This window comes from Exiguobacterium aurantiacum (assembly GCF_001766415.1).
Lineage (GTDB): Bacteria > Bacillota > Bacilli > Exiguobacteriales > Exiguobacteriaceae > Exiguobacterium > Exiguobacterium aurantiacum_A.
This window is the reverse complement of the sequence record NZ_MKXO01000001.1, coordinates 161977-186311: the sequence shown is the minus strand read 5'-3', so window position 1 is coordinate 186311 and position 24335 is coordinate 161977. Positions and strand designations below refer to the sequence as shown.

General features: G+C 54.1%; 25 protein-coding genes. 4 read left to right on the top strand and 21 right to left on the bottom strand.

Features of this window, described 5'->3' with window-relative positions; translation table 11 throughout:
* Positions 1-139: 139 nt before the first annotated feature.
* Positions 140-1138, bottom strand: coding sequence for an aromatic acid exporter family protein (locus tag BJU60_RS00950; protein WP_070327081.1), 999 nt, complete (start codon positions 1136-1138; stop codon positions 140-142).
* Between the two features lie 67 nt (positions 1139-1205).
* Here BJU60_RS00950 and BJU60_RS00945 point away from each other — a divergent pair, with 67 nt between their 5' ends.
* Together BJU60_RS00945 and fadH are read left to right on the top strand one after the other, a co-directional pair.
* Complete coding sequence (locus BJU60_RS00945; protein WP_236633717.1) at positions 1206-2288, top strand: N-acetylglucosaminidase; 1083 nt, start codon at positions 1206-1208, stop codon at positions 2286-2288.
* A gap of 88 nt (positions 2289-2376) precedes the next feature.
* The gene (fadH, locus tag BJU60_RS00940; RefSeq protein ID WP_174545509.1) at positions 2377-3147 is read left to right on the top strand and encodes a 2,4-dienoyl-CoA reductase; all 771 of its coding nucleotides are present in this window, start codon (positions 2377-2379) and stop codon (positions 3145-3147) included.
* A 33-nt stretch (positions 3148-3180) separates the two neighbouring features.
* On the opposite strand, the gene BJU60_RS00935 is transcribed toward fadH, so the two are convergent.
* From BJU60_RS00935 to BJU60_RS00900, 8 genes are all read right to left on the bottom strand, one after another.
* A complete protein-coding gene (locus BJU60_RS00935) occupies positions 3181-3774 on the bottom strand; it encodes an HD domain-containing protein (RefSeq protein ID WP_070327078.1) in 594 nt (197 codons plus the stop codon).
* Positions 3774-4448 (bottom strand): metal-dependent hydrolase, encoded by a 675-nt coding sequence (locus BJU60_RS00930; RefSeq protein WP_070327077.1) that lies wholly within the window; start codon positions 4446-4448, stop codon positions 3774-3776. Before BJU60_RS00930 ends, BJU60_RS00935 begins: the two co-directional genes overlap by 1 nt.
* Positions 4449-4486: 38 nt before the next feature.
* Positions 4487-5209 (bottom strand): amino acid ABC transporter ATP-binding protein, encoded by a 723-nt coding sequence (locus tag BJU60_RS00925; protein WP_070327076.1) that lies wholly within the window; start codon positions 5207-5209, stop codon positions 4487-4489.
* The gene (locus BJU60_RS00920; protein ID WP_070327075.1) at positions 5206-5865 is read right to left on the bottom strand and encodes an amino acid ABC transporter permease; all 660 of its coding nucleotides are present in this window, start codon (positions 5863-5865) and stop codon (positions 5206-5208) included. The genes BJU60_RS00925 and BJU60_RS00920 overlap by 4 nt, the downstream gene beginning before the upstream one ends.
* A 56-nt stretch (positions 5866-5921) precedes the next feature.
* Positions 5922-6713: a transporter substrate-binding domain-containing protein gene (locus BJU60_RS00915; protein WP_070327074.1), complete on the bottom strand. Its 792-nt coding sequence runs from the start codon at positions 6711-6713 to the stop codon at positions 5922-5924.
* A 181-nt stretch (positions 6714-6894) separates the two neighbouring features.
* A complete protein-coding gene (locus tag BJU60_RS00910; protein WP_070327073.1) occupies positions 6895-7236 on the bottom strand; it encodes a DUF952 domain-containing protein in 342 nt (113 codons plus the stop codon).
* A 59-nt stretch (positions 7237-7295) separates the two neighbouring features.
* Entirely contained in the window at positions 7296-7724 is a 429-nt protein-coding gene (locus BJU60_RS00905) for a BrxA/BrxB family bacilliredoxin (RefSeq protein ID WP_070327072.1), read from the bottom strand.
* A gap of 34 nt (positions 7725-7758) precedes the next feature.
* A complete protein-coding gene (locus BJU60_RS00900) occupies positions 7759-8943 on the bottom strand; it encodes a class I SAM-dependent methyltransferase (protein ID WP_070327071.1) in 1185 nt (394 codons plus the stop codon).
* A gap of 99 nt (positions 8944-9042) precedes the next feature.
* Between BJU60_RS00900 and BJU60_RS00895 the strand changes: the two genes are divergently transcribed.
* Complete coding sequence (locus BJU60_RS00895; protein WP_070327070.1) at positions 9043-9819, top strand: sporulation protein; 777 nt, start codon at positions 9043-9045, stop codon at positions 9817-9819.
* Between the two features lie 41 nt (positions 9820-9860).
* Here the strand turns inward: BJU60_RS00895 and BJU60_RS00890 are convergent, their stop codons facing one another.
* From BJU60_RS00890 to BJU60_RS00855, 8 genes are all read right to left on the bottom strand, one after another.
* Positions 9861-11174, bottom strand: coding sequence for a dihydrolipoamide acetyltransferase family protein (locus tag BJU60_RS00890; RefSeq protein WP_070327069.1), 1314 nt, complete (start codon positions 11172-11174; stop codon positions 9861-9863).
* A gap of 11 nt (positions 11175-11185) precedes the next feature.
* Positions 11186-12163 (bottom strand): alpha-ketoacid dehydrogenase subunit beta, encoded by a 978-nt coding sequence (locus BJU60_RS00885; RefSeq protein WP_070327068.1) that lies wholly within the window; start codon positions 12161-12163, stop codon positions 11186-11188.
* A complete protein-coding gene (locus tag BJU60_RS00880; protein ID WP_070327907.1) occupies positions 12163-13161 on the bottom strand; it encodes a thiamine pyrophosphate-dependent dehydrogenase E1 component subunit alpha in 999 nt (332 codons plus the stop codon). Before BJU60_RS00880 ends, BJU60_RS00885 begins: the two co-directional genes overlap by 1 nt.
* Before the next feature lie 23 nt (positions 13162-13184).
* On the bottom strand, positions 13185-14594 hold the full coding sequence (gene lpdA, locus BJU60_RS00875; protein WP_070327067.1) for a dihydrolipoyl dehydrogenase: 1410 nt from the start codon (positions 14592-14594) through the stop codon (positions 13185-13187).
* A complete protein-coding gene (gene buk, locus BJU60_RS00870) occupies positions 14578-15669 on the bottom strand; it encodes a butyrate kinase (RefSeq protein ID WP_070327066.1) in 1092 nt (363 codons plus the stop codon). Before buk ends, lpdA begins: the two co-directional genes overlap by 17 nt.
* Before the next feature lies 1 nt (position 15670).
* Entirely contained in the window at positions 15671-16792 is a 1122-nt protein-coding gene (locus tag BJU60_RS00865) for a Glu/Leu/Phe/Val family dehydrogenase (RefSeq protein WP_070327065.1), read from the bottom strand.
* A 24-nt stretch (positions 16793-16816) separates the two neighbouring features.
* A complete protein-coding gene (yqiS, locus tag BJU60_RS00860; protein ID WP_070327064.1) occupies positions 16817-17713 on the bottom strand; it encodes a phosphate butyryltransferase in 897 nt (298 codons plus the stop codon).
* Positions 17714-17835: 122 nt separating this feature from the next.
* Complete coding sequence (locus BJU60_RS00855) at positions 17836-19473, bottom strand: sigma 54-interacting transcriptional regulator (protein WP_070327063.1); 1638 nt, start codon at positions 19471-19473, stop codon at positions 17836-17838.
* A gap of 132 nt (positions 19474-19605) precedes the next feature.
* On the opposite strand from BJU60_RS00855, the gene BJU60_RS00850 reads away from it, so the two are divergent.
* Complete coding sequence (locus BJU60_RS00850) at positions 19606-19854, top strand: DUF2627 domain-containing protein (RefSeq protein WP_016510497.1); 249 nt, start codon at positions 19606-19608, stop codon at positions 19852-19854.
* Positions 19855-20471: 617 nt separating this feature from the next.
* Here BJU60_RS00850 and spo0A read toward each other — a convergent pair.
* From spo0A to BJU60_RS00830, 4 genes are all read right to left on the bottom strand, one after another.
* Complete coding sequence (gene spo0A, locus BJU60_RS00845; RefSeq protein WP_016510942.1) at positions 20472-21203, bottom strand: sporulation transcription factor Spo0A; 732 nt, start codon at positions 21201-21203, stop codon at positions 20472-20474.
* Positions 21204-22901: a DNA repair protein RecN gene (gene recN, locus BJU60_RS00840; protein WP_070327062.1), complete on the bottom strand. Its 1698-nt coding sequence runs from the start codon at positions 22899-22901 to the stop codon at positions 21204-21206.
* A 13-nt stretch (positions 22902-22914) separates the two neighbouring features.
* The gene (ahrC, locus tag BJU60_RS00835; protein WP_016510386.1) at positions 22915-23364 is read right to left on the bottom strand and encodes a transcriptional regulator AhrC/ArgR; all 450 of its coding nucleotides are present in this window, start codon (positions 23362-23364) and stop codon (positions 22915-22917) included.
* A gap of 148 nt (positions 23365-23512) precedes the next feature.
* Positions 23513-24334 carry a TlyA family RNA methyltransferase gene (locus tag BJU60_RS00830; protein WP_070327061.1) on the bottom strand — a complete coding sequence of 274 codons (822 nt, stop codon included), beginning with the start codon at positions 24332-24334 and terminating at the stop codon, positions 23513-23515.
* Between the last annotated feature and the right edge of the window lies 1 nt (position 24335).

Below are 24335 nucleotides of genomic sequence, written 5' to 3'. Positions count from 1 at the left end.
CATTATAACAAACTCATGTCGTTTGCACGAACCTTTTCCATTCTGTACAATAAGGTCAAACACGTTTTGGAGGATCCTCATGAGAAAAAAACAACAAAAACGACAACGCATCATTCAAATCGGCGTCGTCGTCATCGTATCAATCTTCTTGCTTAGCACGTTTTTGTCGGGGATGGCCATGTTCCTGTAACAGGAGAATGTACCGTTCTTTCAAGATCAAGTAACTCTTCACATCTGACAAAATATTGAGCAGCGACGAGCGTACCTCAAATTCCTCACGCGATGTGGGGAGAGGTACGTTTTTTCGATAATGGTCGATGATCTCCTCGAGCTCGCGAAGAAACGCCGAGGCGTCAGCCTGCTCGTTGACGTTGTCGCCGACGCGGCGTAAAAACGCGGCGACGGGTTTCGCCTCATTGACGACCATCGTGATTTCCCGCGCATTATCAGCAATCCGCTTCAAAATATCGTACTGGCGCTCGCGCATCCGAAAGTATAGATAGTCCATGTCTTCGTTGCGCTTCCCGATCGAGTTTCCCATCCGGCGGAGCGCCAAGTCTTTCCCGTTCTTTAAATAGTCACGCGTCTTCAACAGCATCATCGAATGGTTATTGTACACACCGGTCTCGACACAGGCTGCGACGTCATAGAAGTGGACCGCGAGCGCCCGGTTGATACTCTCTTTAATGCGCTCGATGTCTTTATCGAGCGTCGGCATATACATGTTAACGACGAGCCCGACGCCAACCCCGATCGCGATCAACAGGAGTTCGTTCAAGAACAAGTCGAGCGAGAACCGTCCTTCGGTGTACAGATGGGTCAAGATGACGACACTCGTGATCATGCCGTCCTGCAGTTTGAGCTGTTGAACGAGCGGGATGAACATGACAAAATAAAGTGTGAGCGTCGCCGGCGAATAGCCGAGCAGCGTGAACATCAACGCGCCCATCCCGATGGCGAGCAAGCTTGCCATGACACGTTCATATGAGGCCCGAAATGACTTCTTGCGCGTCTCTTGGATACTGAGGATGGCGATGATGGCCGCGAAGACGTAATAATCGAGATGGATCGTCTCAGCGATGAGCATCGCGATCCCAGCCGCGACCGCCGTCTTTAACGTACGTGTACCAATTTTCATATCATTCCCTCCTCTCATACAAAATTGTTTACTAGTTTTCTCTGTTTGGCAATCCTCAAGTTTGGAAGTGATCCTATTGAAGAAAAAACAACGACGCCGGCTCTTGCCCGCCCTGCTCAGCTTAGCACTTGCCATCTTCGGCTTTCTTTGGTTACAAGAGCGAGGCAACGGGACGTACACCGTCGAGACGTTCGCAGATGGTGACGTCTCGTCCCGTCACTTCGAGTCGCTCGCTGAAGCCCGCACCTATATGGAACGCGGCGGCAATCGCGCCTTGCTTGGCCCGTCCGGCGAAGTCATCGACTTTACCGGCACCGGCATCGCCGTCACGCCGACTGACCGGGTCACGAACCTGTATAAAGATGCCGCGTTCAAGGAGCAGCAGTCGTACGTCGCCGGCGGCACCCGGCTTAGGCTCGTCGGAAAGGGTTCTGACCATTTGCGAGTCACCATCTCCGGTGCCGACGTGTACGTACCGCTGGCCGACATGACGCTATACCCGGACGCCGTCGTCGAGAAACGCGGCTATTACGAGATGCGGGACGGACAAGTGCTCCATACCGTTGAAGCGAACGGGAACTTGGCTGGGACGTTTTTGGTCGGACCCGCCCCGCAGGAAACGTCGGACCGGTTTTATACCGAAAACGTCCGGGACGTCTTCGATTCACCGTACCAATTCGCCTCGATTCAGTCCAAATCGCCGTACTCGGCCCGCGAACTCGATCAATTTCTCGCCACGCTCGGTGACAGTCCGCTCACCGGAAAAGGTGATGCCTTCAAGGACGCCGAAGCCGAGTTCGGTATTAACGCCCTGTTCTTACTCGCCGTCGCCGGTCACGAGTCGGGATACGGGACGTCCGCGATCGCCCGCGATAAAAATAATCTCTTCGGGTTCAAAGCGACAGATGACGACCCGAGCGGCAACGCCTCGACGTTCGCTTCAATCGAGGCGAGTGTCGATGCTGCGGCCCGCTTGTTCGCCGAGAAGTATGTGACCGGATCGTACGACCGCGGCCCGTTCCCCGGCAACAAGCAGGAAGGTGTCAACGTCTTCTACGCCTCGGACCCGTATTGGGGCGAGAAAGTCGCCGGGACGATGTATCGCATCGACCGCGAGCTTGGATTAAACTATTTGGAACAGCTCCAGTGACGGCCAAACGGTCGTCGCTTTTTTTGCAGGAATCCCTAGAGTCAAACCCGAATACTAAAAATGAACGATCATTCATTCAAAGGGGGAGATTCATTTGAAAACGATTTGGATTACCGGCGGCTCGTCCGGCATGGGGAAAGCGATGGCGCTAAAATTTAAAACCGAAGGCTGGAACGTCGCCATCAGCGGCCGTAACGAGGAGCGCCTGCAAGAAACGATGGGTGAACTCGAGGCGATCGGTGCGGGTCAAGCGTTACCCGTCCAACACGACGTCCGCGATTACGAGGCGTGCGCCCAAGCGCTCGATCAGATTGTCGAACGATTCGGTCCGGTGCATGCGCTCGTCAATAACGCCGCCGGCAATTTCGTCTGCCCGATGCTCGATTTGACACCTAACGGTTGGACGAGTGTCATCGACATCGTCTTGAACGGCACGTTCAACTGTACGCACGTCCTCGGAAAGCACTGGGAGCGCGAACAACTCCGTGACGGCTCGATCATCAACATGGTCGCGTCGTACGCGTGGCAGGCGGGTGCTGGTGTCGCACCAAGCGCCGCCGCTAAAGCAGGCGTCCTGAACTTGACCCGGACGCTCGCCGTCGAATGGGGCTATCAGTTCGGGGCCCGCGTGAACGCGATCAGCCCGGGGCCAATCGAACGGACCGGCGGGGCCGACAAACTCGCCGTCCACGTCAAAGAAGTCGAGCGCATCCGCCGCAACGTCCCGCTCGGCCGCTTCGGGACACCGGAAGAGATCGCCGACCTCGCTTTCTGGATGACGTCGGATGAGATGCGTTACTTGAACGGTGAATGCATCTCGCTCGACGGCGGGCATTGGCTCAATAAACATCCATTTTAACGCCAAACGGCCGAGGATCCCTCCTCGGCCGTTTTACATATCTTCGCCAACCCATTCCGCCTCGAACCGCTCCAAGAAAGACGTCATGAACGCGTGACGGTCGCGGGCGATCGCTTTCGCCCGGTCCGTATGCATCCCGTCTGCGAGCAAGAGCAGTTTGTCACTAAAATGCGCGATGGCGCTCGACGGGTCGTCCGGATCATAGAGCGGTGTGCCACGTGATCCGGCATACTGGAACGTCCTGGCGATGCCGATCGCACCGACCGCATCGAGCCGGTCTGCGTCTTGAATGATCGCACTCTCGAGCGTCGTCGGCAGTCTGCCTTGCGAGAACGACGTCTCCGCGATGACGGCGAGTACGTGATCCGTCTGGCTTGTACTGAGGGCGATCGTCTCGAGATGATGCCGGACGAGCCCTTTGGCTCGACCGAGTTTCGCGTCCTCGACGTCATGAAGCAGTGCCGCGAGTGTGACGACGAGCGGGTCGACCGCCATCCCTTCAGCTTCAGCGAGATGTTCGGCGAGCCGACGCACCCGTTCGAGATGACTCACGTCATGCCCGGTATGATCCCCGGTATGAAGCTTCGTCACGAAACGTTCGGTCGCTTGAATCGCTTGACGCGTCATCAAATCTCGATCGTCGTGTTCGGTTCGATCAACAGACCGCGCTGATGTAACTGGTCACAGAAGGCACGTGCATCTTGTTTGATCGGTGGGAACGTATCGAAATGGATTGGGACGATTCGTTTCGCCTGCAGCCAATGGGCGGCATCGAGCGCGTCAACCGGCCCCATCGTGAAGTTGTCCCCGATCGGCAGGAAGGCGACGTCGATCTCGAACCGTTCACCGTACAGTTTCATGTCCGAGAACAATGCCGTATCACCCGCATGGTAAAGCGTCAGCGAGTTCGTCTCGATGATGAAGCCCCCCGGCATCCCCATATAGACCGGGACGTCGCCCATGTCAAGGCTCGAGCTGTGGAACGCCTGCGTCATCGTCACACGGCCGAACGGGAAGGAATACCCGCCCCCGATGTTCATGCCGTGGACCGAATAGCCTTTTTTCTCGTAATAGGTCGCGAGTTCATGTGTCGCGACGATCGTCGCGCCCGTTTCTTTCGCGATCAGTTCGACGTCCTCGATATGGTCGAAATGCGCATGCGTCAACAAGATGTAGTCGGCTTTCAATGTCGCCGGGTCGACGTCTGTATGCGGGTTACTCGTCAAAAACGGATCGATCAAGACGCTCATTCCGTCGATATCGAGCTGGACTGTCGCATGGCCATAGTAAGTGATCTTCATTCGAATCCTCCCTTTCTGGTGTCAGATGGAACGTGTCATCACAAGACTTTTTCTAAGAACCGTTTGGCCCGGTCCGTCTGCGGGTTGAGGAGCAGGTCGGCCGGTTTGCCTTCCTCCATCAAGATGCCTTCATCAAGGAACAGGACACGGTCAGCCACTTCACGGGCAAAGCCCATCTCGTGCGTGACGACGACCATCGTCATCCCTGAATCGGCGAGTCCTTTCATGACGTCGAGCACTTCATTGACCATCTCCGGGTCGAGCGCCGACGTCGGCTCGTCAAACAGCATGACGTTCGGCTCCATGGCAAGCGCCCGGGCGATCGCGACACGTTGTTTTTGTCCGCCTGACAACTGACTCGGATAAGCATCGATCTTCTCCGATAATCCGACACGCTCGAGCAACGTCTTCGCTCGTTCGATCGCTTCAGCCTTGCTGACTTTCAACACGTTGATCGGTGCGTACGTCAAGTTGTCGAGCACGTTCATATGCGGAAACAAGTTGAACTGTTGGAACACCATCCCGATATTTTGCCGTGCCTTCGAGACGTTGGCCCCTTTTTTCGTCAACTCGTATCCGGCGACGCTGACCGTTCCGCTTGTCGGCACTTCGAGCATGTTCAAGCAACGTAAGAACGTCGACTTACCGGAACCCGACGGACCGATGACAGCGACGACTTCTCCTTTTTCAATCGAAGTCGTAATGCCTTTCAACACTTCAAGGTCACCGAACTGTTTGTATAAATCCTTTACTTGTATCATCTGCCATCACTCTTTCTTAACCGTTTTTCAAGACGTTGACCAAAGTATGTCAACACCATTACTATCGTAAAGTATATCACACCGGCGAACAGGAGCGGTTCGAAGTAGATCGCCTTCTGTCCTCCGACGATTTGGGCCCGGCGCATAATATCGAGGACGCTGACCGTCGAGACGAGTGCCGACTCTTTCGTGAGCGTGATCATCTCGTTGACGAGTGCAGGCAAGATGTTTTTAAACGCCTGCGGCAAGATGATCGAGCGCAGCTGTTTGACATAAGGGACACCGAGTGCGTCAGACGCTTCCCACTGGCCTTTGTCGACCGCTTGAATCCCGGCCCGAATGATCTCCGAGATGTACGCCGCCGAGTTGAGCGAGAAGGCGATGACGGCCGATTGATAAGGTGTCGTGATAAAGCCCGTCAACTGCGGCAAGCCGAAGTGGATGATGGCGAGTTGCAAGATGAGCGGCGTTCCCCGGAACACGGCCGTGTAGGCGTGTCCGATGAAGTTGACGAGACGGTTCGGCACGATCTTGAACGTGGCCACGACGACACCAAACGTGATCCCGAACAGCGCCGAGACGAGCACGACTTGGAACATGACCGGGATCCCTTCAAGAATATACGGCATAGAATCATAAATCCGACTAAAATCCATTATAAGTTCCTCCTAAAAAAGGCTGACTGATGTTTTCAGTCAGCCTTGATCCATAATTATTCAGCTGGTGCTGCTTCTTCTTCGAACCATTTTTGAGCTAACTTCTCGATTTCTCCTGATTCGATCAATTTGTTCAACTCTTCGTTGAATTGATCGCGGAGCTCATCGTCTTTACGGAAAGCCGCGGCCGAGCCGGCTTCTTCTTCGTCAACGATTTCAAACGTCGATAGCCCGCTGTCTTGGTCGAGGTACTTCTTCGCGACCGTGTCTTCGATGACCATTGCGTCGATGCGGCCTGTCTTGATCTCTTGAATGATCTCAGGGATTTTGTTCAAGGCGACGATTTCCGCGCCAGGGATCTGGTCTTTGGCGATCCCTTCTTGGATCGAACCGAGTTGGACGCCGACTTGTTTCCCGTCTAGGTCTTCAAGCGTTTGAATCGCGTCGCCTTTTGATAGAATCAAGTTTTTCGCCGTGAAGTAAATATCTGTGAAATCAGCGTTCTCTTTCCGCTCTTCAGTCGGCGTCATGCCCGCCATGACGAAATCGACACGTCCAGCGTTCAATGCCCCGAGCAAGCTACCGAAATCCATATCTTCAATTTTCAATTCATAGCCCATGTTGTCGGCCACTTGTTTGGCGATGTCGATATCGAATCCGACGATCTCGTCACCGCTCGCCGTATCGACGAACTCATAAGGGAAGTAATCCGCGCTCGTCCCCATGACGAGGACTTTGTCGTCTTCCTCATTCGTCGACGATGACCCATCTTCATTGACGTCGGCGCCACAGGCGACCGAAAATGCAGCCAGTGCTGCGATACATAATGCTAGAAAACTTTTTTTCATGTTCATTTTCCCCTTTTCAATAAGATGGAATTGTCAGAACTTTAACAAAATTATGACATATTTGTTTTTCTGTCTCAATAGTTCTTCCGCTCTTCATATGTCTGACTTGTTCTTCAACCACTATATACACATAATTATTAATTGTAAAGTATATTCATGCATAAAAATCAAAAAAATACGGTCACATCCGCTCGTAAGCGAAATACGTGACCGTACCGTTATCTGTCGACCCATAAGGTTGAACCCGTTTTACCGACGTGATCGGGATGGCGCTATATACGTGCGGATAGCGGTCTCCGTCCTCATCTAGCTCGTAGTGGAGCAAGCTGCCGAGGCGGTTAATATGGAATGAGACGAGCACGACCCGCTCCCCGTGGTAGTGGCGCCTCGCGACTTTACTGATCTGTTGCGGGGTGCAGCAACGAACGTATCCTTCCGTTTGGAGCGATTCTTCGTTGATTTCACCTCGCGACAAGGCGATCGCATATTCCGCCTCACTCATGATTTTAACGACTGGTTCCATTCGATCGATCCCTTCTTAAGGAAAAGCGCAAAGGCAAAGCCTTTGCGCCCACACATTGATTACGCGTAATAAATATCGAACAACGTCTGTAACTGTTCGACGAGCTCTTCAGCCGTCGACGACTCAATCGTGCTCCGTTCGACCATCGTGACGATGTTTCCATCTTCGAGTAGCGCGATCGATGGTGACGACGGGGCGTACCCTTCGAAATACTCACGAGCCCGGTCCGTCGCTTCCCGGTCTTGTCCGGCGAAGACGGTGACGAACTGATCCGGTTTCGTGCCTTCCATCTTGTTCACATAGGCCGCGGCCGGACGAGCGATCCCACCGGCGCAACCACATACCGAGTTGACGAGCACGAGCGTCTTGCCTTCTTTTTTCAGTGCCGCATCGACTTCTTCCGGTGTCGTCAGTTCGGTGTATCCTGCCGCCCGTACTTCATTGCGTGCCTGTTCGACTACATCTTGAAAGTATAATTGAAAATCCATATTGTTTCCCCTTTCGACTTTCGTCTTATCTTTCTTATTTTACGTCTTGTGGATCGGTTAGGACAAGTCTATCGCTCAACTGACCTTCAAGGAACGGGTCCGCACCGAGTAACGACTTGAACGCTTTGTAGCGGACGCGCTGCTCTTCGGTCGCTTCGCGGTTCGTCAAATAGGCGCGAATCAAAATATTTTTTGGTGTATGTTCCATGTCGATAAATTCGAGCAACTGCGCTTCATAGCCGACGAGACCGAGCAGTTCGGCCCGGATCGAATCGGTGGCGAGCGCCGCGAACCGTTCCTTGACGAGGCCGTGTTGAAGCATGACGTCGAGGCTCGGCGCCTCGAGTTGCCGGTTCAGTTCTTTCTGGCAACACGGCACGCTCAAGATGACTTTCGCCCCCCAGCGGACCGCTCGCGCGAGCGCCATGTCGGTCGCGACGTCGCAGGCATGGAGCGTGACGACCATATCGACCGCCGACTCGCCTTCAAATTCATTGATGTCCCCAACGAGAAACTCGAGCCGCTCGTAGCCGAGGTCGCGGGCGATCCCGGCGCACTCCTCGATGACTTCCTTCTTCAAATCGAGCCCGGTGATGTGTACGTCATACCCTTTCATCTCATGCAAGAAATGGTACAAGGCGAACGTCAGATACGATTTGCCCGAACCGAAATCGAGAATCCGGACAGTCCGGTCGGTCGGGAGGTATTTGATCGAATCCTCGATGAACTCGAGGAACCGGTTGATTTGTTTAAACTTATCGTACTTCTGACGCTTCACTTTCCCATCTGCCGACTGGACGCCGAGGCGAATCAGGAACGGGACCGGCTCATCGACCGGCAACACGTACTGCTTTTCGCGGTTGTGCGTCAGTTTCACTTGCTTCACGTCCGTTGGCCGCTCTTTATACGTTACTTTAAACTTTTTCGAGAGTTGGAAATGGAGCTCGGTCGCTTTCAGCTGAAACTGTCCTTGCCGGAAGTTTTCGAGCAGCTGTCCAAGCTCTGCGATCGCTTCTTCCGTACGTAAATTTTTATGTTTCATGACGCGCTCAAATTGGTATTCAAACTGTATGTGGTACTCATCTTTCAACAATACCGGCTTCAGTTTCACCCGGCGTAAATCGCTCGATTTTTGACGTGGTTGACTGATTGTCGCCGTCACAAGCTCCCCATCTTCGATCAGACCGTTGAGCCGTTCCATCAAATCTGTATATTCCACTTGATTCATCCTTTTTTTAAGTAGTTGCGAAACTTTTTAAACGTGCATCCGTACATACTATTACACGAACACGTGCAAACGTCAAAGGAGGATCATTATATGTTTAAAAAGTTACTTTCATCGATTGGAATCGGGGCTGCGACTGTCGATACGCGCCTGGCGGAGAACAGTTGTGTTCCCGGCGGTACGCTCGACGGGGTCGTCCACATCAAAGGCGGCAACGTCGAACAATCGGTCGACCGTATCTACATTTTCTTCAATACGCTCTACAAGCACGAGGTCAACGACAAGACGACGTATTCGACGTTCACAATCGAAAAAATCTTGTTGAACGAGGCGCCGTTCATGATCGGACCGGACGAAGTGAAAGAGATCCCGTTCACGATCGAGGTGCCGTTCAACACACCGATATCCGTCAGCCAATCGAAGACATGGATCGAGACCGGCCTCGATATCGCCCAAGCGGTCGACCCGAAAGACGAGGATTCGATTCTCGTCAAACCGAACCGCGAGCAGCAAGTCATCCTCGACGTGCTCGACGATATCGGTTTCCGCTTGAAAAAAGCCGATACCGAGATGCTGCCGGCCAGACATCGCTCGGGACGACTCCCGATCGCTCAAGAGCTCGAGTATTCGCCGAACGGCACAAGTTTCGGACGTCGGCTCGACGAACTCGAGGTCATCTTGCTGCAAGACGAGACGAGCCTCGACTTGTTGATCCAAGTCGACAAGAGCGTTCATAGTTTAGGCAGTCTATTCGCCGACTTAACCGGGACCGATGAGTCGACACATCGGCTCAGTTACTCACAGGCCGACTTATCTTCACCCGAACGCATTCGCCGCGACATCGAGTCATTGATTGAACGGTCAATTTAACGAAAGGAGCCACGGACATGCGTCCGTGGCTCCTTTTTGGATCAATAAAGTGTGTACGTGTTCGGGTCGATTGATTCGAGCGACTGTTTAATCGCCTGTAAAAACTGTCCGGCGACGAGACCGTCGAGGACGCGGTGATCGACCGACATGCACAAGTTGACCATGTCGCGTGCCGCGAACATACCGTTCACCCAGACGGGACGCTTCACGATCGATTCGACCGAGAGAATCGCCGCTTGCGGGTAGTTCAAGATCGGGGCCGATTGGATCGATCCGAAAGCGCCCGTATTGTTGATCGTGAACGTGCCGCCACGCATCTCGTCGGCTTTCAAGCGGTTCGCGCGGGCACGGCCGGCGACGTCTTGAAGCGCGACGGCGAGCCCTTTGATGTTCTTCTCGTCCGCATGCTTGATGACCGGGACGTAGAGCGCATCGTTCGCCGCGACGGCGACCGATAGATGGATATCTTTATGGACTTTGATATGGTCCCCGGCCCACTCCGAATTCATCATCGGATGTTTCTTCAGACCCTCGACCGCCGCCTTCATGAAGAACGGCATAAACGTCAACTTGACGCCTTCCCGTTCGAAGAACTCATCTTTCAATTTGGCGCGCGCCTCGACGAGGTTCGTCACGTCGACTTCGATCATGAGCCACGCGTGCGGTGCCTCGTGCTTCGAGCGGACCATGTTGCTCGCGATCGCTTGACGGACACCCGCCGTCGGGATCATCTCAATACGGTCTGACGATTCACTCGGTGTCGAAGCGGTCATTGGCGCGACGACAGGCTTCGTGACGGTTTCTGGCACATCGAGCTTCACTTGCGTCATCGTCTCTTGAACCGGTACTTGCGTCGCCGGTTCCGGTTGACGCGGACGACCTTCCGATAAGTAACGAAGGACGTCTTTGCGCGTGATCCGGCCACCGAGTCCTGAGCCGTCGAGTTGATTCAAATCGATATCATTCTCACTCGCGAGACGGATGACGGCCGGTGAGAAACGCCCGTTCGCGCTTCTATTACGCGGCGGCGCGGAAACAGGAACGGTCGCGACGACCGCAGCCTGTTCCGGCTGCTTCGTGTCTTCAGTTGTCACTTCGGCGGGCTCATCGGTAGCGCTTGCGACTTCCATCGTCAAGACCGGCGTGCCGACGCTAACGGTATCGCCTTCACCAATCAACAGCTCTTTAATGATCCCAGCACTCGTCGCCGGGATCTCGGCCGTCACTTTATCGGTCATGACTTCAGCGAGTGGTTCATACTCTTCGACCCGGTCGCCCGGCTTGACGAGGAATGTCGTGATCGTCCCTTCGGTCACACTTTCCCCGAGTTGTGGCATCTTGATCGTCTGTTCCATAAGACCCCTCCTTAAAACGCAGCGAGCTGACGGGCCCGCTCCGCAATTTTTTCAGGGGATACGATGAAATACTTCTCCATCGGTGGCGCGTACGGCATCGCCGGCACGTCCGGCCCTGCCAAGCGCTCGATCGGCGCATCGAGTTCAAACAGCGCTTTCTCGGCGATGATGGCTGCAACTTCCCCGATGATGCTGCCTTCTTTGTTGTCTTCGGTCACGAGCAGGACTTTACCCGTCTTCTTGACGGCTTCGACGATCGCGTCTTGATCGAGCGGATAGACCGTGCGTAAATCCAAAATATGCGTGCTGATCCCTTCTGCCTCGAGCGTCTTCGCGGCTTCTTGGGCCATATGGACACAGAGGCCGTACGTGATGATCGTCACGTCGTCGCCTTCGCGTTTTACGGCGGCCTTGCCGATCTCGACCGTATAGTCGTCAGTCGGTAAGTCCGCCTTTAACAAGCGGTACGCCCGTTTATGCTCAAAGAAGAGGACAGGATCGTTCGAACGGATCGCCGCCTTGAGCAGTCCTTTGGCGTCGACCGGGTCGGACGGGATGACGACTTTCAAACCAGGCGTCGAGTTGAACATGCCCTCGACCGACTGTGAATGATAGAGCGCGCCATGGATCCCGCCCCCGAACGGCGCCCGGATGACCATCGGGCACGTCCAGTCATTGTTCGAGCGATAACGGATTTTCGCCGCCTCGGACACGATTTGGTTGACGGCCGGCATGATGAAGTCGGCGAACTGCATCTCGGCGATCGGCCGCATCCCATACATGGCCGCACCGATCCCAACGCCTGCGATCGCACTTTCAGCGAGCGGAGCATCGATGACACGGTCCTCACCATACTTTTCAATCAAGCCTTGCGTCGCCCGGAAGACACCACCGCGGACGCCGACGTCCTCACCGAGCACGAACACGTTCTCATCGCGTTCCATCTCTTCATGGATTGCTTCGTTGATCGCTTCAATAAACGTTTTCATCAGTTATCCCCCTCGTACACGTGGTCCATCGTCGATTCCGGTGACGCATAAGGCGCCTTGTCGGCGTACGTCGTCGCTTCGTTCACTTCGACGTCGACTTTCGTCTCGATGTCTGTGAGTTCGGCCTCGGTTGCGACGCCATCTTCGAGCAATCGCTTCCGGAACAACTGAATCCCGTCGCGGTTTTTCAGTTCGGCGAGTTCTTCTGACGAGCGGTACGCCTTGTCATCGTCATCTGACGAGTGCGGCACGAGCCGTTCGACTTCCGCCTCGATCAACGTCGGCCCTTCTCCGCGGAGTGCGCGGGCGCGCGCCTCTTTCACGGCGACGTAGACGGCGATCGGGTCTATCCCGTCGACCGTCACTCCTGGCATCCCGTATCCTTTCGCCCGGTCCGAGACGCGCTCGCAGGCGAGTTGCTTCGACAGCGGTACCGAGATCGCGTACTTGTTGTTCTCACAGAACAAAATGACCGGAAGTTTATGCACGCCGGCAAAGTTTGCCCCTTCGTGGAAGTCCCCTTGGTTCGACGAGCCTTCACCGAACGATACGAACGTGACGAGCTCTTCTTTTTTCAGTTTGGCCGCGAGTGCGACACCGACCGCGTGCGGCACTTGCGTCGTCACCGGAGACGACCCCGTCACGATGCGAAGTTGTTTCGAGCCGAAGTGACCTGGCATCTGCCGGCCGCCCGAGTTCGGGTCTTCCGCTTTGGCGAACGCCGACAACATCAAGTCACGCGCCGTCTGACCGAAATGCAAGACGACGGCGACGTCCCGGTAGTATGGGAGGATGTAGTCGGTCCCTTTCTCGAGGGCGAACGCCGCCCCGACTTGGGCCGCTTCTTGTCCTTGACACGAGACGACGAACGGGATTTTCCCGGCTCGGTTCAATTTCCACATCCGTTCATCGATTTTACGGGCCCGGACCATCGTCTCAAACATCGCGGTGAGGTCTTGTTTCGACAAGCCAAGCTCTTCATATGAATTCACAGTCATTTGTTCCATTTCCTGTTTCCTCCTTAGGCGTGAATCGGTAACCCGTCCACGGCGAGCGCCGCTTCTTGGAATGCTTCGCTCAGTGCCGGGTGCGGGTGGACGAGCTGACCCATCTCCCAAGCCGTCGCGTTCAAGACGAGGGCGAGCCCGCCTTCCGTGATCAGTTCTGTCGCTTTCGGTCCGACGATGTGGACTCCGAGCAGGTCGTCAGTGTCCGAATCTGAGATCAGCTTGACGAATCCGTCGGCTTGTCCTTCGATCCGGGCTTTTCCGAGACCGTTGAAACGGTACGTCCCCGTCTTGACAACGTGTCCCGCTGCTTTTGCCGCCTCTTCGGTCAATCCGACCGATGCGACTTCGGGTACACCGTACACACAGCGCGGGATGACGTTGTAGTCGAGCGGTGTCGGTTCTTGACCGAGAATCGCTTCGACCGCTTTGACACCTTCAGCTGACGCGACGTGGGCGAGCTGGAGTTTACCGATGCAGTCGCCGATCGCAAAGATGTGACGTTCTTTCGTCCGATATTGCGAGTCGACTTGGATGACGCCGTTCTCGACGATGATCGACGTGTTCTGCAGCCCGAGGTCTTCCGTATTCGCGATCCGACCGATCGAGACGAGCACACAGTCGACCGTGATCTCTTCGTCACCGACCGCGAGCGCGACATCGTCCGCTGACACGGTCGTGCGTTCCGGGTCGACCGTCACATTTTTCTTCACACGCACGCCGCGTTTCTTGAGCAGTCGCTCGACTTCTCGCGAGATGGCCTTGTCTTCGAGCGGTAACAGACGTTCGCCGACCTCGATCAGCGTCACGTCGACATCGAGGTCGATCAGCATCGACGCCCATTCGACGCCGATGACGCCGCCTCCGATGATGGCGATGGACGTCGGCAACTGCTCGAACTGGAGCAAGTCGTCTGAATTGAGGATGCGCTCATGATCGAACGGCAACCCTGGGAGCTCCCGGGGGATCGATCCCGTCGCGATGATCAACTGGTTCGGCAACAACAGCTCCGACTCGCCGGTTTCATCCTCGACCGCGACCGTTCCCGGTTGGGGCGAGAAGATGCTCGGTCCCAAGATCGAGGCTTTGCCGCGGAACACTTCGATTTTCCCTTGCTTCATCAAGTGCTCGATGCCTTTCTCAAGGCCGGAGACGAGCTCTCGTTTGAACGTTTGTGCCCGTCCCATGTTGAACGTGACCGTCCCGACTTCTACGCCATACGTTTCGCCATGTTTCGCCGTTTGATAGACGTGCGCTGCCTTCAAGAGCGCTTTTGTCGGGATGCAGCCTTTATGTAGACATGTCCCGCCTAGTTTTTCCGCCTCGACGATCGCGACGTGCTTACCGGCCTGCGCCGCTTTGATCGCGGCGACGTAACCACCAGGTCCGCCGCCGATGACGATGACATCAAATTCTCGTGCCATGTGTATCCCCCTCATATGCTTTTACAGCTTCTTCTTGCCGGATGATCCGAAGGGCCCCTTCCGTGAGCGCCTTCAATTCATCCTCACCCGGATAGACGTGGACGGGTGCCAAGTAGCCGACCCGGTCTTTGATCTTCCCGGTCAGCCAATCCGAGTAGGCGATCCCGCCCGTCAAGATGATGGCATCGACGTTCCCTGACAGCGTGGCCCCGTGCTTGGAGATCTCTTGGGCGACTCGGTACGCCATCGTCTCATAGAGAAGTGCGGCCTTATCGTCACCTGCCGTCATCCGGTCTTCGATTTCGATGGCGTCGACCGTTCCGAGGTGCGCATACAGTCCACCGCGACCGACGATTTTCTGTTTCATATCGTTTTTATTATACCTGGTACTATAACATAGTTCTACTACCTGTCCAACAGGAATCGAGCCGGCTCGTTCCGGTGCGAGCGGACCGTCCCCATCGAGTCCATTGTTCACATCGATGACGTTCCCGGACGCGTGCGCCCCGACCGTGATGCCGCCCCCGAGATGCGCGATAATCAAGTTGAGCTCGTTGTAATCGCTTCCATTTTCTGCTGCGAAGCGCTTGCCCACGGCTTTTTGATTCAAGGCGTGGAAGATGCTCCGTCGATTGATTTCCGGCATGCCCGTCGCTCGAGCGAGGTCATGCATCTCGTCGACGACTACCGGGTCGACGATAAAATTCGGTACTTGAAATAATTCTCCGAGCTTATAGGCGATCAAGCCGCCCAAGTTGGATGCGTGCACGCCGTAACGCCCGCTCGTGAGATCTTCGCGCATGAGTTCATTGACGGCATACGTCCCCGAAGTCATTGGGGCGAGCAGTCCGCCGCGACCGACGATCGCCGACAACGATTCGCCGGCGATGCCCGATTCAATTAACAAGTCCCGTACTTCTTGCTCCCGGTGAGGCAATTGTTCCGGGAGTGACAATCCTGTGACATCTTCTCCGTGGCGGACCGTTTTCGACAAAATTTCGTCTGAGCCCTCAAATAAACCGACTTTCGTTGACGTCGATCCCGGGTTGATCGCTAGAACGAGCTGTCTCGTCATGTTAGCGCCCACCTAACAGGCTTTTTTCGACTTTCAAGAACTGGCTGCGCGAGCGCGACATCATCTGGATGCGCTCTTCGGCCATCTTCTCTGCCGCGACGTGAGTCGGTACCCCGTCCCGTTCAGCGATTTCGAACACACGCTGCATGTTGTCATAAATCAAGTCGACTTTCTTCATGGCCCGCTCGCGGTTGTACCCTTCGAGCTCATCGGCCACGTTGATGACACCGCCGGCATTGATGACGAAGTCTGGTGCGTACAAGATGCCTCGCTCCTCTAACACGTCGCCGTGACGGTCTTCAGCGAGTTGGTTGTTGGCCGCACCGGCCACGATTTGAGCTTTCAGTTGCGGGATCGTCGCATCGTTGATGACCGCACCGAGCGCACATGGCGCGAAGATGTCACACTCGACCGCATAAATCTCATCCGGTTTGACGACTGTCGCCCCAAAGTCCGTCTCGGCCCGTTTGAGCGCGTCTTCGTTAATGTCCGTGACGATCAGATGCGCGCCTTCCTCATGCAAGTGGCGGCACAAGTTATAGGCGACGTTCCCGACACCTTGGACGGCGACCGTCTTGCCGGCGAGCGAGTCGGAACCGAACTTCCACTTCGCGGCCGCTTTCATGCCGCGATAGACACCGTACGCGGTAACAGGAGACGGGTTGCCGCTCGAGCCAAACGCAGGGCTGACGCCCGTCACGTAGTCGGTCTCCATATGGATGAAGTCCATATCGGCGACGGTCGTGTTGACGTCTTCAGCCGTGATGTAGCGACCGCTGAGCGACTGGACGTAACGGCCAAAGGCACGGAACAACGCTTCCGATTTGTCCGTCTTCGCGTTCCCGATGATGACGGCTTTCCCGCCGCCGAGGTTAAGTCCCGCCGCCGCATTCTTGTACGTCATCCCTTTGGCGAGACGTAGCACGTCTGTGAGCGCCTCTTCTTCTGATGTATAATTCCACATCCGCAGTCCGCCGAGGGCTGGTCCGAGCGTCGTATCATGAATCGCGATGATCGCTTTCAAGCCTGATGCTTGATCTTGGCAAAATACGATCTGTTCATAGTCCTCAGCCTGCAATACGTCAAAAATTCGAAAGCGTGGTTCCATGTTTGTTTCCATCATTTTTTATTCCTCCTGAGTCATCAGTTATTTTTTAGCGTGCAGTAGGGCGAACGCGAGCGAATAAAGTTTCGCCTCGGCCGTATCGGCCCGGCTCGTCAAGACGACGGGGGCACTGGCCCCGACGACGATCGCCGCAACGCTGGCCCCGGCGAAGTACATGATCGATTTATAAAGGACGTTGCCGACCTCTATGTATGGGACGAGCAATAGGTCGGCTTGTCCGGCAACTTCACTAGCGATCCCTTTTTGTTTGGCGGCAATCATGTCGACGGCGTTGTCGAGTGCGAGCGGTCCATCGACGACGCAACCCTTGATTTGGCCGCGCCGGTTCATCTGGGCAAGGAGCGCGGCGTCCATCGTCGCGGTCATTTGCGGATTGACCACTTCAACTGCCGCGATTGCAGCGACACGCGGCAACTCGTAACCGATGTCTCGCATCGCGCCGACCGCATTATGAATGATATCGACTTTTTCTTCGAGCGTCGGAGCGATATGGATCGCCGCGTCGGTCACACCGATCAACCGCTCCCGATTTGGAATTTGGAACAAGGCGACGTGGCTTAGCGTCCGGCTCGTCCTGAGTCCCGACTCCCGACTGAGCACCGCCTTCATGAAGACCGAGGTCGACACCATTCCTTTCATGAGGACATCAGCTTCACCGTTGCGAACCGCGAGCGTCGCTCGTTTGGCGATATCGGCTTCTCCCTTGACGTGCAAAATATCGATCGTCGACTCGGCAATGTCATGTTCATCACACAAGCGTTTAATCTCCCGGGCGTCACCGAATAGGATAAATCGTGACAATCCATGGTCGGTCGCAAGTTTGACGGCGCGGATCACTTCCACGTCGGCCGCCCCAGCAATCGACACGGTACATCCATCTAACCGTTTTGCCCGTTCGAGCATCCTGTCAAAGTTCATCGTTGTCCCCCCTAACCTGTCTACACTTTATATTATGCAAGTTTGTTTCCATTTTTGAAAGCGCTTTAAACAAAGAGCCACCCTGCAATACATTGCATAGTAAGCAGAATTATGCATGCATATTACTGCAGACGTTCAAGTTTATTATACAGCGTCCGGATCGAGATGTGTAACCGCCGCGCTGCTTCTGATTTGTTCCCGTCCGCTTCAGCGATCGCCCGGTCGATCAAATCTCGTTCATAGCGAGCGACGGCGTCTTGAAGCGATACGGCTTCGACTGATCGCGCCGTGACGGTCCGTGTCGATAGTTGAAGGTGATGGGGAGCGATCCATTGCTCAGAACTCGCCATATAAATCATCGCCCGGCCAATCACATTCTCAAGCTCACGGACGTTCCCTTTCCAGTATTGACTCTTTAATAGTTCAATCGCAGCTTGATCGACCCCGTGGACGAGTCGACCGTACTCTTGATTTAGTTTACGGATGATCCGCTCGCAAAGCGGCTCGATCTCTTCAAGTCGGTCACGGAGCGGCGGGATGTGGATCGGCATCCGGTTGATCCGATAATATAAATCCTCGCGAAACGTCCCATCCGCCACTTTCTGTTCTAAGTTCGCGTTCGTCGCCGCGATGATCCGGACATCGACCGGGATCGCGTTCGTGCCCCCGACTCGAACGACTTCATGTTCTTGGAGGACACGGAGCAGCTTGACTTGAACGTCGACCGGGAGTTCGCCAATCTCGTCTAAAAACAAAGATCCGCCGTCCGCCTCCTCGAAATAGCCAACTTTCCCGCCGCGCCTTGCCCCGCTGAACGCACCATCCTCATACCCGAACAGTTCGCTCTCTAACAGCGTCGGCGAGATGGCTGCACAGTTGACCCGGACAAACTTTTTAAACTTCCGCGGCGATTCGCCGTGGATGGCGTGGGCGAACAGTTCTTTGCCGGTTCCGGACTCGCCGCGTATGAGCACGGTGACCGGCGTGAGTGCCGCTAGGCGGGCTTGTTCGATGACGAAGCGCATCGCTTCGCTCGTCGCAATGATATCTGTAAATTGATATTTCGCCTCCAAGTTGCGAATCCGCGTCTTCGCTTCCTTCAACTCATCACGCAACGCCCGAATTTGGGACACGTCGCGAATGACGCCGACGGAACCGCGCAGCTTCCCTTCGACCACAATCGGTTCGGCGTTGACGAGGATGTCTCGGCGCGTCGCCCCGATCTGCATCCGAATATCACGTACGCCTTGACCGGTCGATAAAACTTTCAAGTGCACGCTCTCCTGCATTCCAATGTCGGCCGTCGCCGGTTTATCAACGACATCTTCTTTTTTAAATCCGGTCAAGCGGGTATAGGACGGATTGATTAAAATCGTATTCCCGTTATGGTCGGCGACCGAGATCGCCTCGCTCGTACAGTCGATGATCGCTTCGAGCATCTGTTGGTTCTGCTTCAGCCGCTCGACGACGATCCGGATAAACTCGCCTGGTAGCACGACCGCCTCCGAAAAGTGGTCCTTCAGTTCAACGAACGTCTCGCTCTGTCCGGTCGTCTCGATCACAAAGTCGACTTTTTTGTCGGCACACGCGCGCCAATCGCTCGAAGTCTGGATCCCCCAACTCCGTGCAAGCTTCAATCCTTCTGCCTCTATGTCCGAGTCGATGACGGCAGCGACGGTGACGAGCGGGGAATCAAGGAGCATCTTGAGCACCTCGGTCCCGCCTTTCCCCGCTCCGACAATCAACAATCGTTTATTCATTTTTAAAATCCCCCATTTTCCTAATCTATATTCATGCTACTCAACCGCCTTCCTTTTCGCAACTCTTCGAAAAAGGCAGTGTCTCCGCTCTCGTTTTCTGTTAAAATAATGAGTGGAAAAGGAGGAGATACTATGCGTGTGATCGCGCTTCTGATCCTAATCATCCCAGGCCTATTCGGCGTTTACGGCATCAAGCTTTTACGTGACAGCTTCTTTTTAAAAACGAGTGCCCCATTCACATGGATCGAGTCGGTTGCTGCAGCATCGATGTTGCAAGGAACGTTCGGTCTGTTACTGGCAATGGGCGGTATCGGTTTCGTTGCAGGGTATATCTTTAATCGCGACAAAAAGACAGGAAAAGTCCCACGAATAGATTCTTGAACACACAAAAAAAAGGTTCCCTAACTTGACTTCATTTCAAGTGCGGAACCTTTTTATTCATATTGAATTGTGATCACTACGGATGATCTCCTTTCAGACTTGCTATACTGCTTTGACATGAGATCCAATGGTCTTCTTAATGAAGAAGTTTGAAAGAAATTAGTAACTGCCGTCTTGCGTGAACGGAAACGTACTCATTCGAGTTACTAACAAATGTTCATCGGGTCATGTCCAACCATCCATTGTGAAGTCGAACGCTTGCCATGAGATGTTCAACGATTGACAACACTCCTTTTGGTCAACTGAACGATTCGTTTTACCCTGACATGGGTCCCTAGCTTCGAACCGATGTCGGAATCGTCTCGCAAATGAGCGAATGTCGCGACCTCTCGTCGGAACAATAACGATTTGAGATGTCGTTCGCACCTCTGAGCTATTAACGGATAGCGAGCCGAGATGATTTCTTGCTCTAACCTGTTCCGGAACATGTTAGAAAGCGTTCATCTGACGCTCGTACAAGTAACTTGGTACACCTTTATTATAACAAGAATCATCAAAAATGCAAGCGCTTTCTTTATAAAAAAAGAAAAGAAATCAGGGGGATTCCCCTGACTCCTTCACTGTTGTTTGAACGATTGGTACGTTACGAAATACGAAATAAATTCTGAGTTTTTCGGGCTGCGCTCTCGCTCCGGACGACCGTCAAACATCTCGTGATCCCGCATCCCATTTTCCCAAGCCGTCTTAATCGCGTGACGCATCGCCCGCTCGACCCGAGACGACGTCGTCTCATGTTCTTTGGCGATCATCGGATACAATTCCTTTGTGATCAACCCTAAAAGTTCTTGCCGCTCCCTCACATAGACGACCGCTTGGCGGATATACTTAAATCCTTTGATCCGCGGCGAGATGCCGAGCTGTTGCAACAAGAGCGAGATATCGAGTTCTTCTGGCGACATCGGCTCGAACTCGCGGCTTGAACCCGCAGCCAGCTCGCGAATTTTAGAGATCAGTTGTTGAATGTTGAACGGTTTGACCAAGAAATAAGAAGCACCCAGTTGAACGGCTTGTTTCGTGACTTCATCTTTCCCGAAAGCGCTGAGCATGATCACTTCCGGCTTCGTGTTCGGAAAGTCTACTTGAAGCCGTTCTAGCACACCGATCCCGTCAAGATGCGGCATGATGATATCTAGCAGTAGCACATCCGGCTGGTGTGTCTTGACGACGTCTAAGCATGCTTCGCCGTCGAAAGCGGTCCCTACGACTTTCAAGTCGGACTCGGACTCAAGTTGTCGAGTCAACAAGTCGACGATTTCACGATTGTCGTCCGCAATGCATAATGTAATCAATTAAGACACTCCTTCGATAAACTTCCGTTTTAATTGGAGGGACATATCAAGCAGCTCCTCCACATGCTGTTTCGTCAGATCGGTCATTTGCGCACCGGCAATCATTCTTCCGAGTTCATCGATGCGGTCCTCATGGCTAAGCGCGGCGACGTTTGTCTTCGTCCGTTCGTCCGTCTCGGTCTTCGTAATATACAAGTGATGATCCGCCATGGCGGCCACTTGGGCCAAATGCGTGATACAAAGCACTTGTGAACCGACCGACAAGCGGAAAATCTTCTCCCCCATCGCTTGGGCAACCCGTCCCGAGACACCCGTATCGACTTCGTCAAAAATAATTGACGCGACACCGACCGTCCTTGAGAAAATCGATTTTAACGCGAGCATGACCCGTGATAGCTCTCCGCCTGAGGCGACTTTCGCTAGCGGCTTGAACGGCTCTCCGACGTTCGTCATCATATAGAATTCGACTTGATCGAGCCCGTCCGCCTTGCACGACACTTCTTTGAATCGGACCTCAAACTTCGTCTTCTCCATATAGAGCTCTTTCAACTCACGCTGAATTGCCTTCTCAAGCTCGCCGGCTGCTCGTTTCCTTGCTGCCGACAACTCGAGGCCGGCCGAACGCATCAAATGTTCGAGCCTGTCGAGACGATCTGTTATTTCTTGAAGATGTTCTTCCCGATTTGTCATCGTTTTTAACTCTTCTGTGATTTTTTCTCCGTACGTGATGACGTCGTCAATCGTCGCCCCGTATTTCCGTTTCAATTGTTGGAACAACGCGAGGCGCGTTTCAATCTCATCGAGCCGGATCGGATCAAATTCAAGCGAATCGAGTTGGTCGCGCAATTGGAACTTGGCGTCTTCAAGCAGGAAGTATGCGTTCGAGATCATCTCGGCCATCGGCGCAAGTGATGCCGTGAGCGCCGAACCTTCTTCCATCTCCCGCATCGCGATGCCGATTTGATCAATCCCTTTCCCCTCGTCCGCAACGGCGTCGTAGGACAAGCGGACGTGCTGATGAATCCGTTCAAAGTTTGCAAGTTCGTTCCGTTCTTCAGTCAACGCCTGCTCTTCCCCGACTTTGAGCTCGGCCGCGTCGATTTCATTCGTTTGAAACGATAATAAGTCCATTCGTTGGGCCAATTCCTGCTCGCTCTGACTGAGTCGTTTCAGTTCATCAGCGACACGTTTCCAATCGGTGTACGTCTCGTGATAACGCGCTAACAACGGGGCCAGATCCGTTTCGCCGAAACTGTCCAATATGCCGAGATGATGCTCGGCATCCATCAAATGTTGGTGCTCGTGTTGTCCATGAATATCGACCAAGAGACGTCCCAACTCACGCAACGTCGACAGCGGCATCATTTTGCCGTTGACACGACACACACTCTTACCGCTACTATGTAAATCACGGCGCAAAATGACGGTCCCTTCCTCGATCTCGATTCCGTACTGCGTCGCCGCCTCGATGATCAAGTGATCGGGTTCGACTACGAACAGCCCTTCGATTTCCGCTTTATCTTGACCGTAACGCACGAATTCACTCGAACCTCGTCCTCCGACGAGCAGTCCGATCGCATCCAAGAGAATTGATTTTCCCGCCCCGGTCTCTCCGGTCAATACGGTCATCCCGCGCTTGAACGTGACGTTCAATTCATCGATGATCGCAAATTGTTTGATCGATAGTTCTGCTAACATCTGATAATTCACCTCATAACATTCCGAGTAGTCGTTCGATGATCTGCTTCGCCTGGTCCTCATCCCGTGCAATCATCAAGATCGTATCATCCCCGCACACTGTCCCGATTAATTCATCCCATGACAAGTGGTCAATCAAGACGCCGATCGCGTCCGCATTACCGGGCAACACTTTCATGACGACCAAGTTTTGGGCCGAGTCGACTGAGACGAAGCTGTCTCCGAGTATCCGTTTCATCTTGCCATACGGGTTGAAGCGCTGGTCGGCCGGCAGACTATACTTATAGCGGCCGTCGTTGAGCGGCACCTTGACGAGATGAAGTTCTTTAATGTCACGCGACACTGTCGCCTGCGTCACTGGGTAACCAGACCGATGGAGTTCGTCCACGAGTTCATCTTGGGTCTCAATTTCACGATTCGTAACGATTTCTCGAATTTTAATCAATCGTTGTCCTTTGTTCATACGCCCTGACACCTCATTTTTCGTTTCACATATACAGTATCATTCTAAAGTATTGACGAAAAAAGGTCTACCATTCCAAGGTTGAAAAGGAAAGATATGGTGAGCAACCACCTTTAAAAACAGCTGCAGACAAATCGTCTGCAGCTGTTCATACGGTTTTCTTCAGTTGAGTATGTGCCTTGTCGATGACCGCTGACACGTCGAGAGCTGGTTCGACCCCACCGATCCCCGTGTAACGGGCGAACAGCAAGAATTCGATATTGCCGTCACCGCCAGTGATCGGTGAGAAGTCGAGCCCTTCGACCCAGAACCCTTCAGATGCGAAGTAGCGGACCATCTCATTGACGACGCGTTCATGAATCGACCGGTCCCGAACGATGCCTTTTTTTCCGACATCCGCTTTACCGGCCTCAAATTGAGGCTTGATGAGCGCCATGACGACACCGTCCGGTTTTAAAATTTGTTTTAACGGCGGAATCATCAGCCGAAGCGAGATGAACGAGACGTCAATCGTCGCAAAGTCGGGTTGAATCGGGAACTGCTCGTTCGTCGCGTGCCGAAAGTTCATCCGTTCCATGACGACGACACGTTCGTCGCTCCGAAGCTTCCAAGCCAACTGATTGTAACCGACGTCGACCGCATACATTTGCGTCGCCCCGTTTTGAAGGGCACAGTCGGTAAAACCACCCGTCGACGAGCCGATATCGATCCCGATCCGCCCGGAGACGTCGAGCGGGAACACTTGGAGTGCTTTTTCAAGCTTTAGCCCGCCACGGCCGACGTAAGGCATTGTCTGCCCTTTGACTTCGAGCGGGATGTCGTCAAACACTTTATCGCCGGCTTTATCGAGCCGCTCCGTCCCGCTGTATACGATTCCGGCCATGACGGCCCGTTTCGCTTTCTCTCTCGTCTCCGCTAATCCGCGATCGACGAGCAATACATCTAATCTTGTTTTATTTCGTTTTTCCATA

What these genes read in the sequence shown, in the direction of transcription:
- ahrC (WP_016510386.1), bottom strand. Translation starts at nt 23,364, where the DNA reads ATGAACAAAGGACAACGATTGATTAAAATTCGAGAAATCGTTACGAAT.
- BJU60_RS00850 (WP_016510497.1), top strand. Translation starts at nt 19,606, where the DNA reads ATGCGTGTGATCGCGCTTCTGATCCTAATCATCCCAGGCCTATTCGGC.
- BJU60_RS00905 (WP_070327072.1), bottom strand. Translation starts at nt 7,724, where the DNA reads ATGGATTTTCAATTATACTTTCAAGATGTAGTCGAACAGGCACGCAAT.
- lpdA (WP_070327067.1), bottom strand. Translation starts at nt 14,594, where the DNA reads ATGGCACGAGAATTTGATGTCATCGTCATCGGCGGCGGACCTGGTGGT.
- BJU60_RS00950 (WP_070327081.1), bottom strand. Translation starts at nt 1,138, where the DNA reads ATGAAAATTGGTACACGTACGTTAAAGACGGCGGTCGCGGCTGGGATC.
- BJU60_RS00920 (WP_070327075.1), bottom strand. Translation starts at nt 5,865, where the DNA reads ATGGATTTTAGTCGGATTTATGATTCTATGCCGTATATTCTTGAAGGG.
- BJU60_RS00830 (WP_070327061.1), bottom strand. Translation starts at nt 24,334, where the DNA reads ATGGAAAAACGAAATAAAACAAGATTAGATGTATTGCTCGTCGATCGC.
- recN (WP_070327062.1), bottom strand. Translation starts at nt 22,901, where the DNA reads ATGTTAGCAGAACTATCGATCAAACAATTTGCGATCATCGATGAATTG.
- BJU60_RS00855 (WP_070327063.1), bottom strand. Translation starts at nt 19,473, where the DNA reads ATGAATAAACGATTGTTGATTGTCGGAGCGGGGAAAGGCGGGACCGAG.
- BJU60_RS00930 (WP_070327077.1), bottom strand. Translation starts at nt 4,448, where the DNA reads ATGAAGATCACTTACTATGGCCATGCGACAGTCCAGCTCGATATCGAC.
- BJU60_RS00925 (WP_070327076.1), bottom strand. Translation starts at nt 5,209, where the DNA reads ATGATACAAGTAAAGGATTTATACAAACAGTTCGGTGACCTTGAAGTG.
- BJU60_RS00890 (WP_070327069.1), bottom strand. Translation starts at nt 11,174, where the DNA reads ATGGAACAGACGATCAAGATGCCACAACTCGGGGAAAGTGTGACCGAA.
- BJU60_RS00885 (WP_070327068.1), bottom strand. Translation starts at nt 12,163, where the DNA reads ATGAAAACGTTTATTGAAGCGATCAACGAAGCAATCCATGAAGAGATG.
- BJU60_RS00915 (WP_070327074.1), bottom strand. Translation starts at nt 6,713, where the DNA reads ATGAAAAAAAGTTTTCTAGCATTATGTATCGCAGCACTGGCTGCATTT.
- BJU60_RS00865 (WP_070327065.1), bottom strand. Translation starts at nt 16,792, where the DNA reads ATGATGGAAACAAACATGGAACCACGCTTTCGAATTTTTGACGTATTG.
- BJU60_RS00895 (WP_070327070.1), top strand. Translation starts at nt 9,043, where the DNA reads ATGTTTAAAAAGTTACTTTCATCGATTGGAATCGGGGCTGCGACTGTC.
- BJU60_RS00910 (WP_070327073.1), bottom strand. Translation starts at nt 7,236, where the DNA reads ATGGAACCAGTCGTTAAAATCATGAGTGAGGCGGAATATGCGATCGCC.
- buk (WP_070327066.1), bottom strand. Translation starts at nt 15,669, where the DNA reads ATGACGAGACAGCTCGTTCTAGCGATCAACCCGGGATCGACGTCAACG.
- BJU60_RS00935 (WP_070327078.1), bottom strand. Translation starts at nt 3,774, where the DNA reads ATGACGCGTCAAGCGATTCAAGCGACCGAACGTTTCGTGACGAAGCTT.
- BJU60_RS00880 (WP_070327907.1), bottom strand. Translation starts at nt 13,161, where the DNA reads ATGACTGTGAATTCATATGAAGAGCTTGGCTTGTCGAAACAAGACCTC.
- yqiS (WP_070327064.1), bottom strand. Translation starts at nt 17,713, where the DNA reads ATGAACTTTGACAGGATGCTCGAACGGGCAAAACGGTTAGATGGATGT.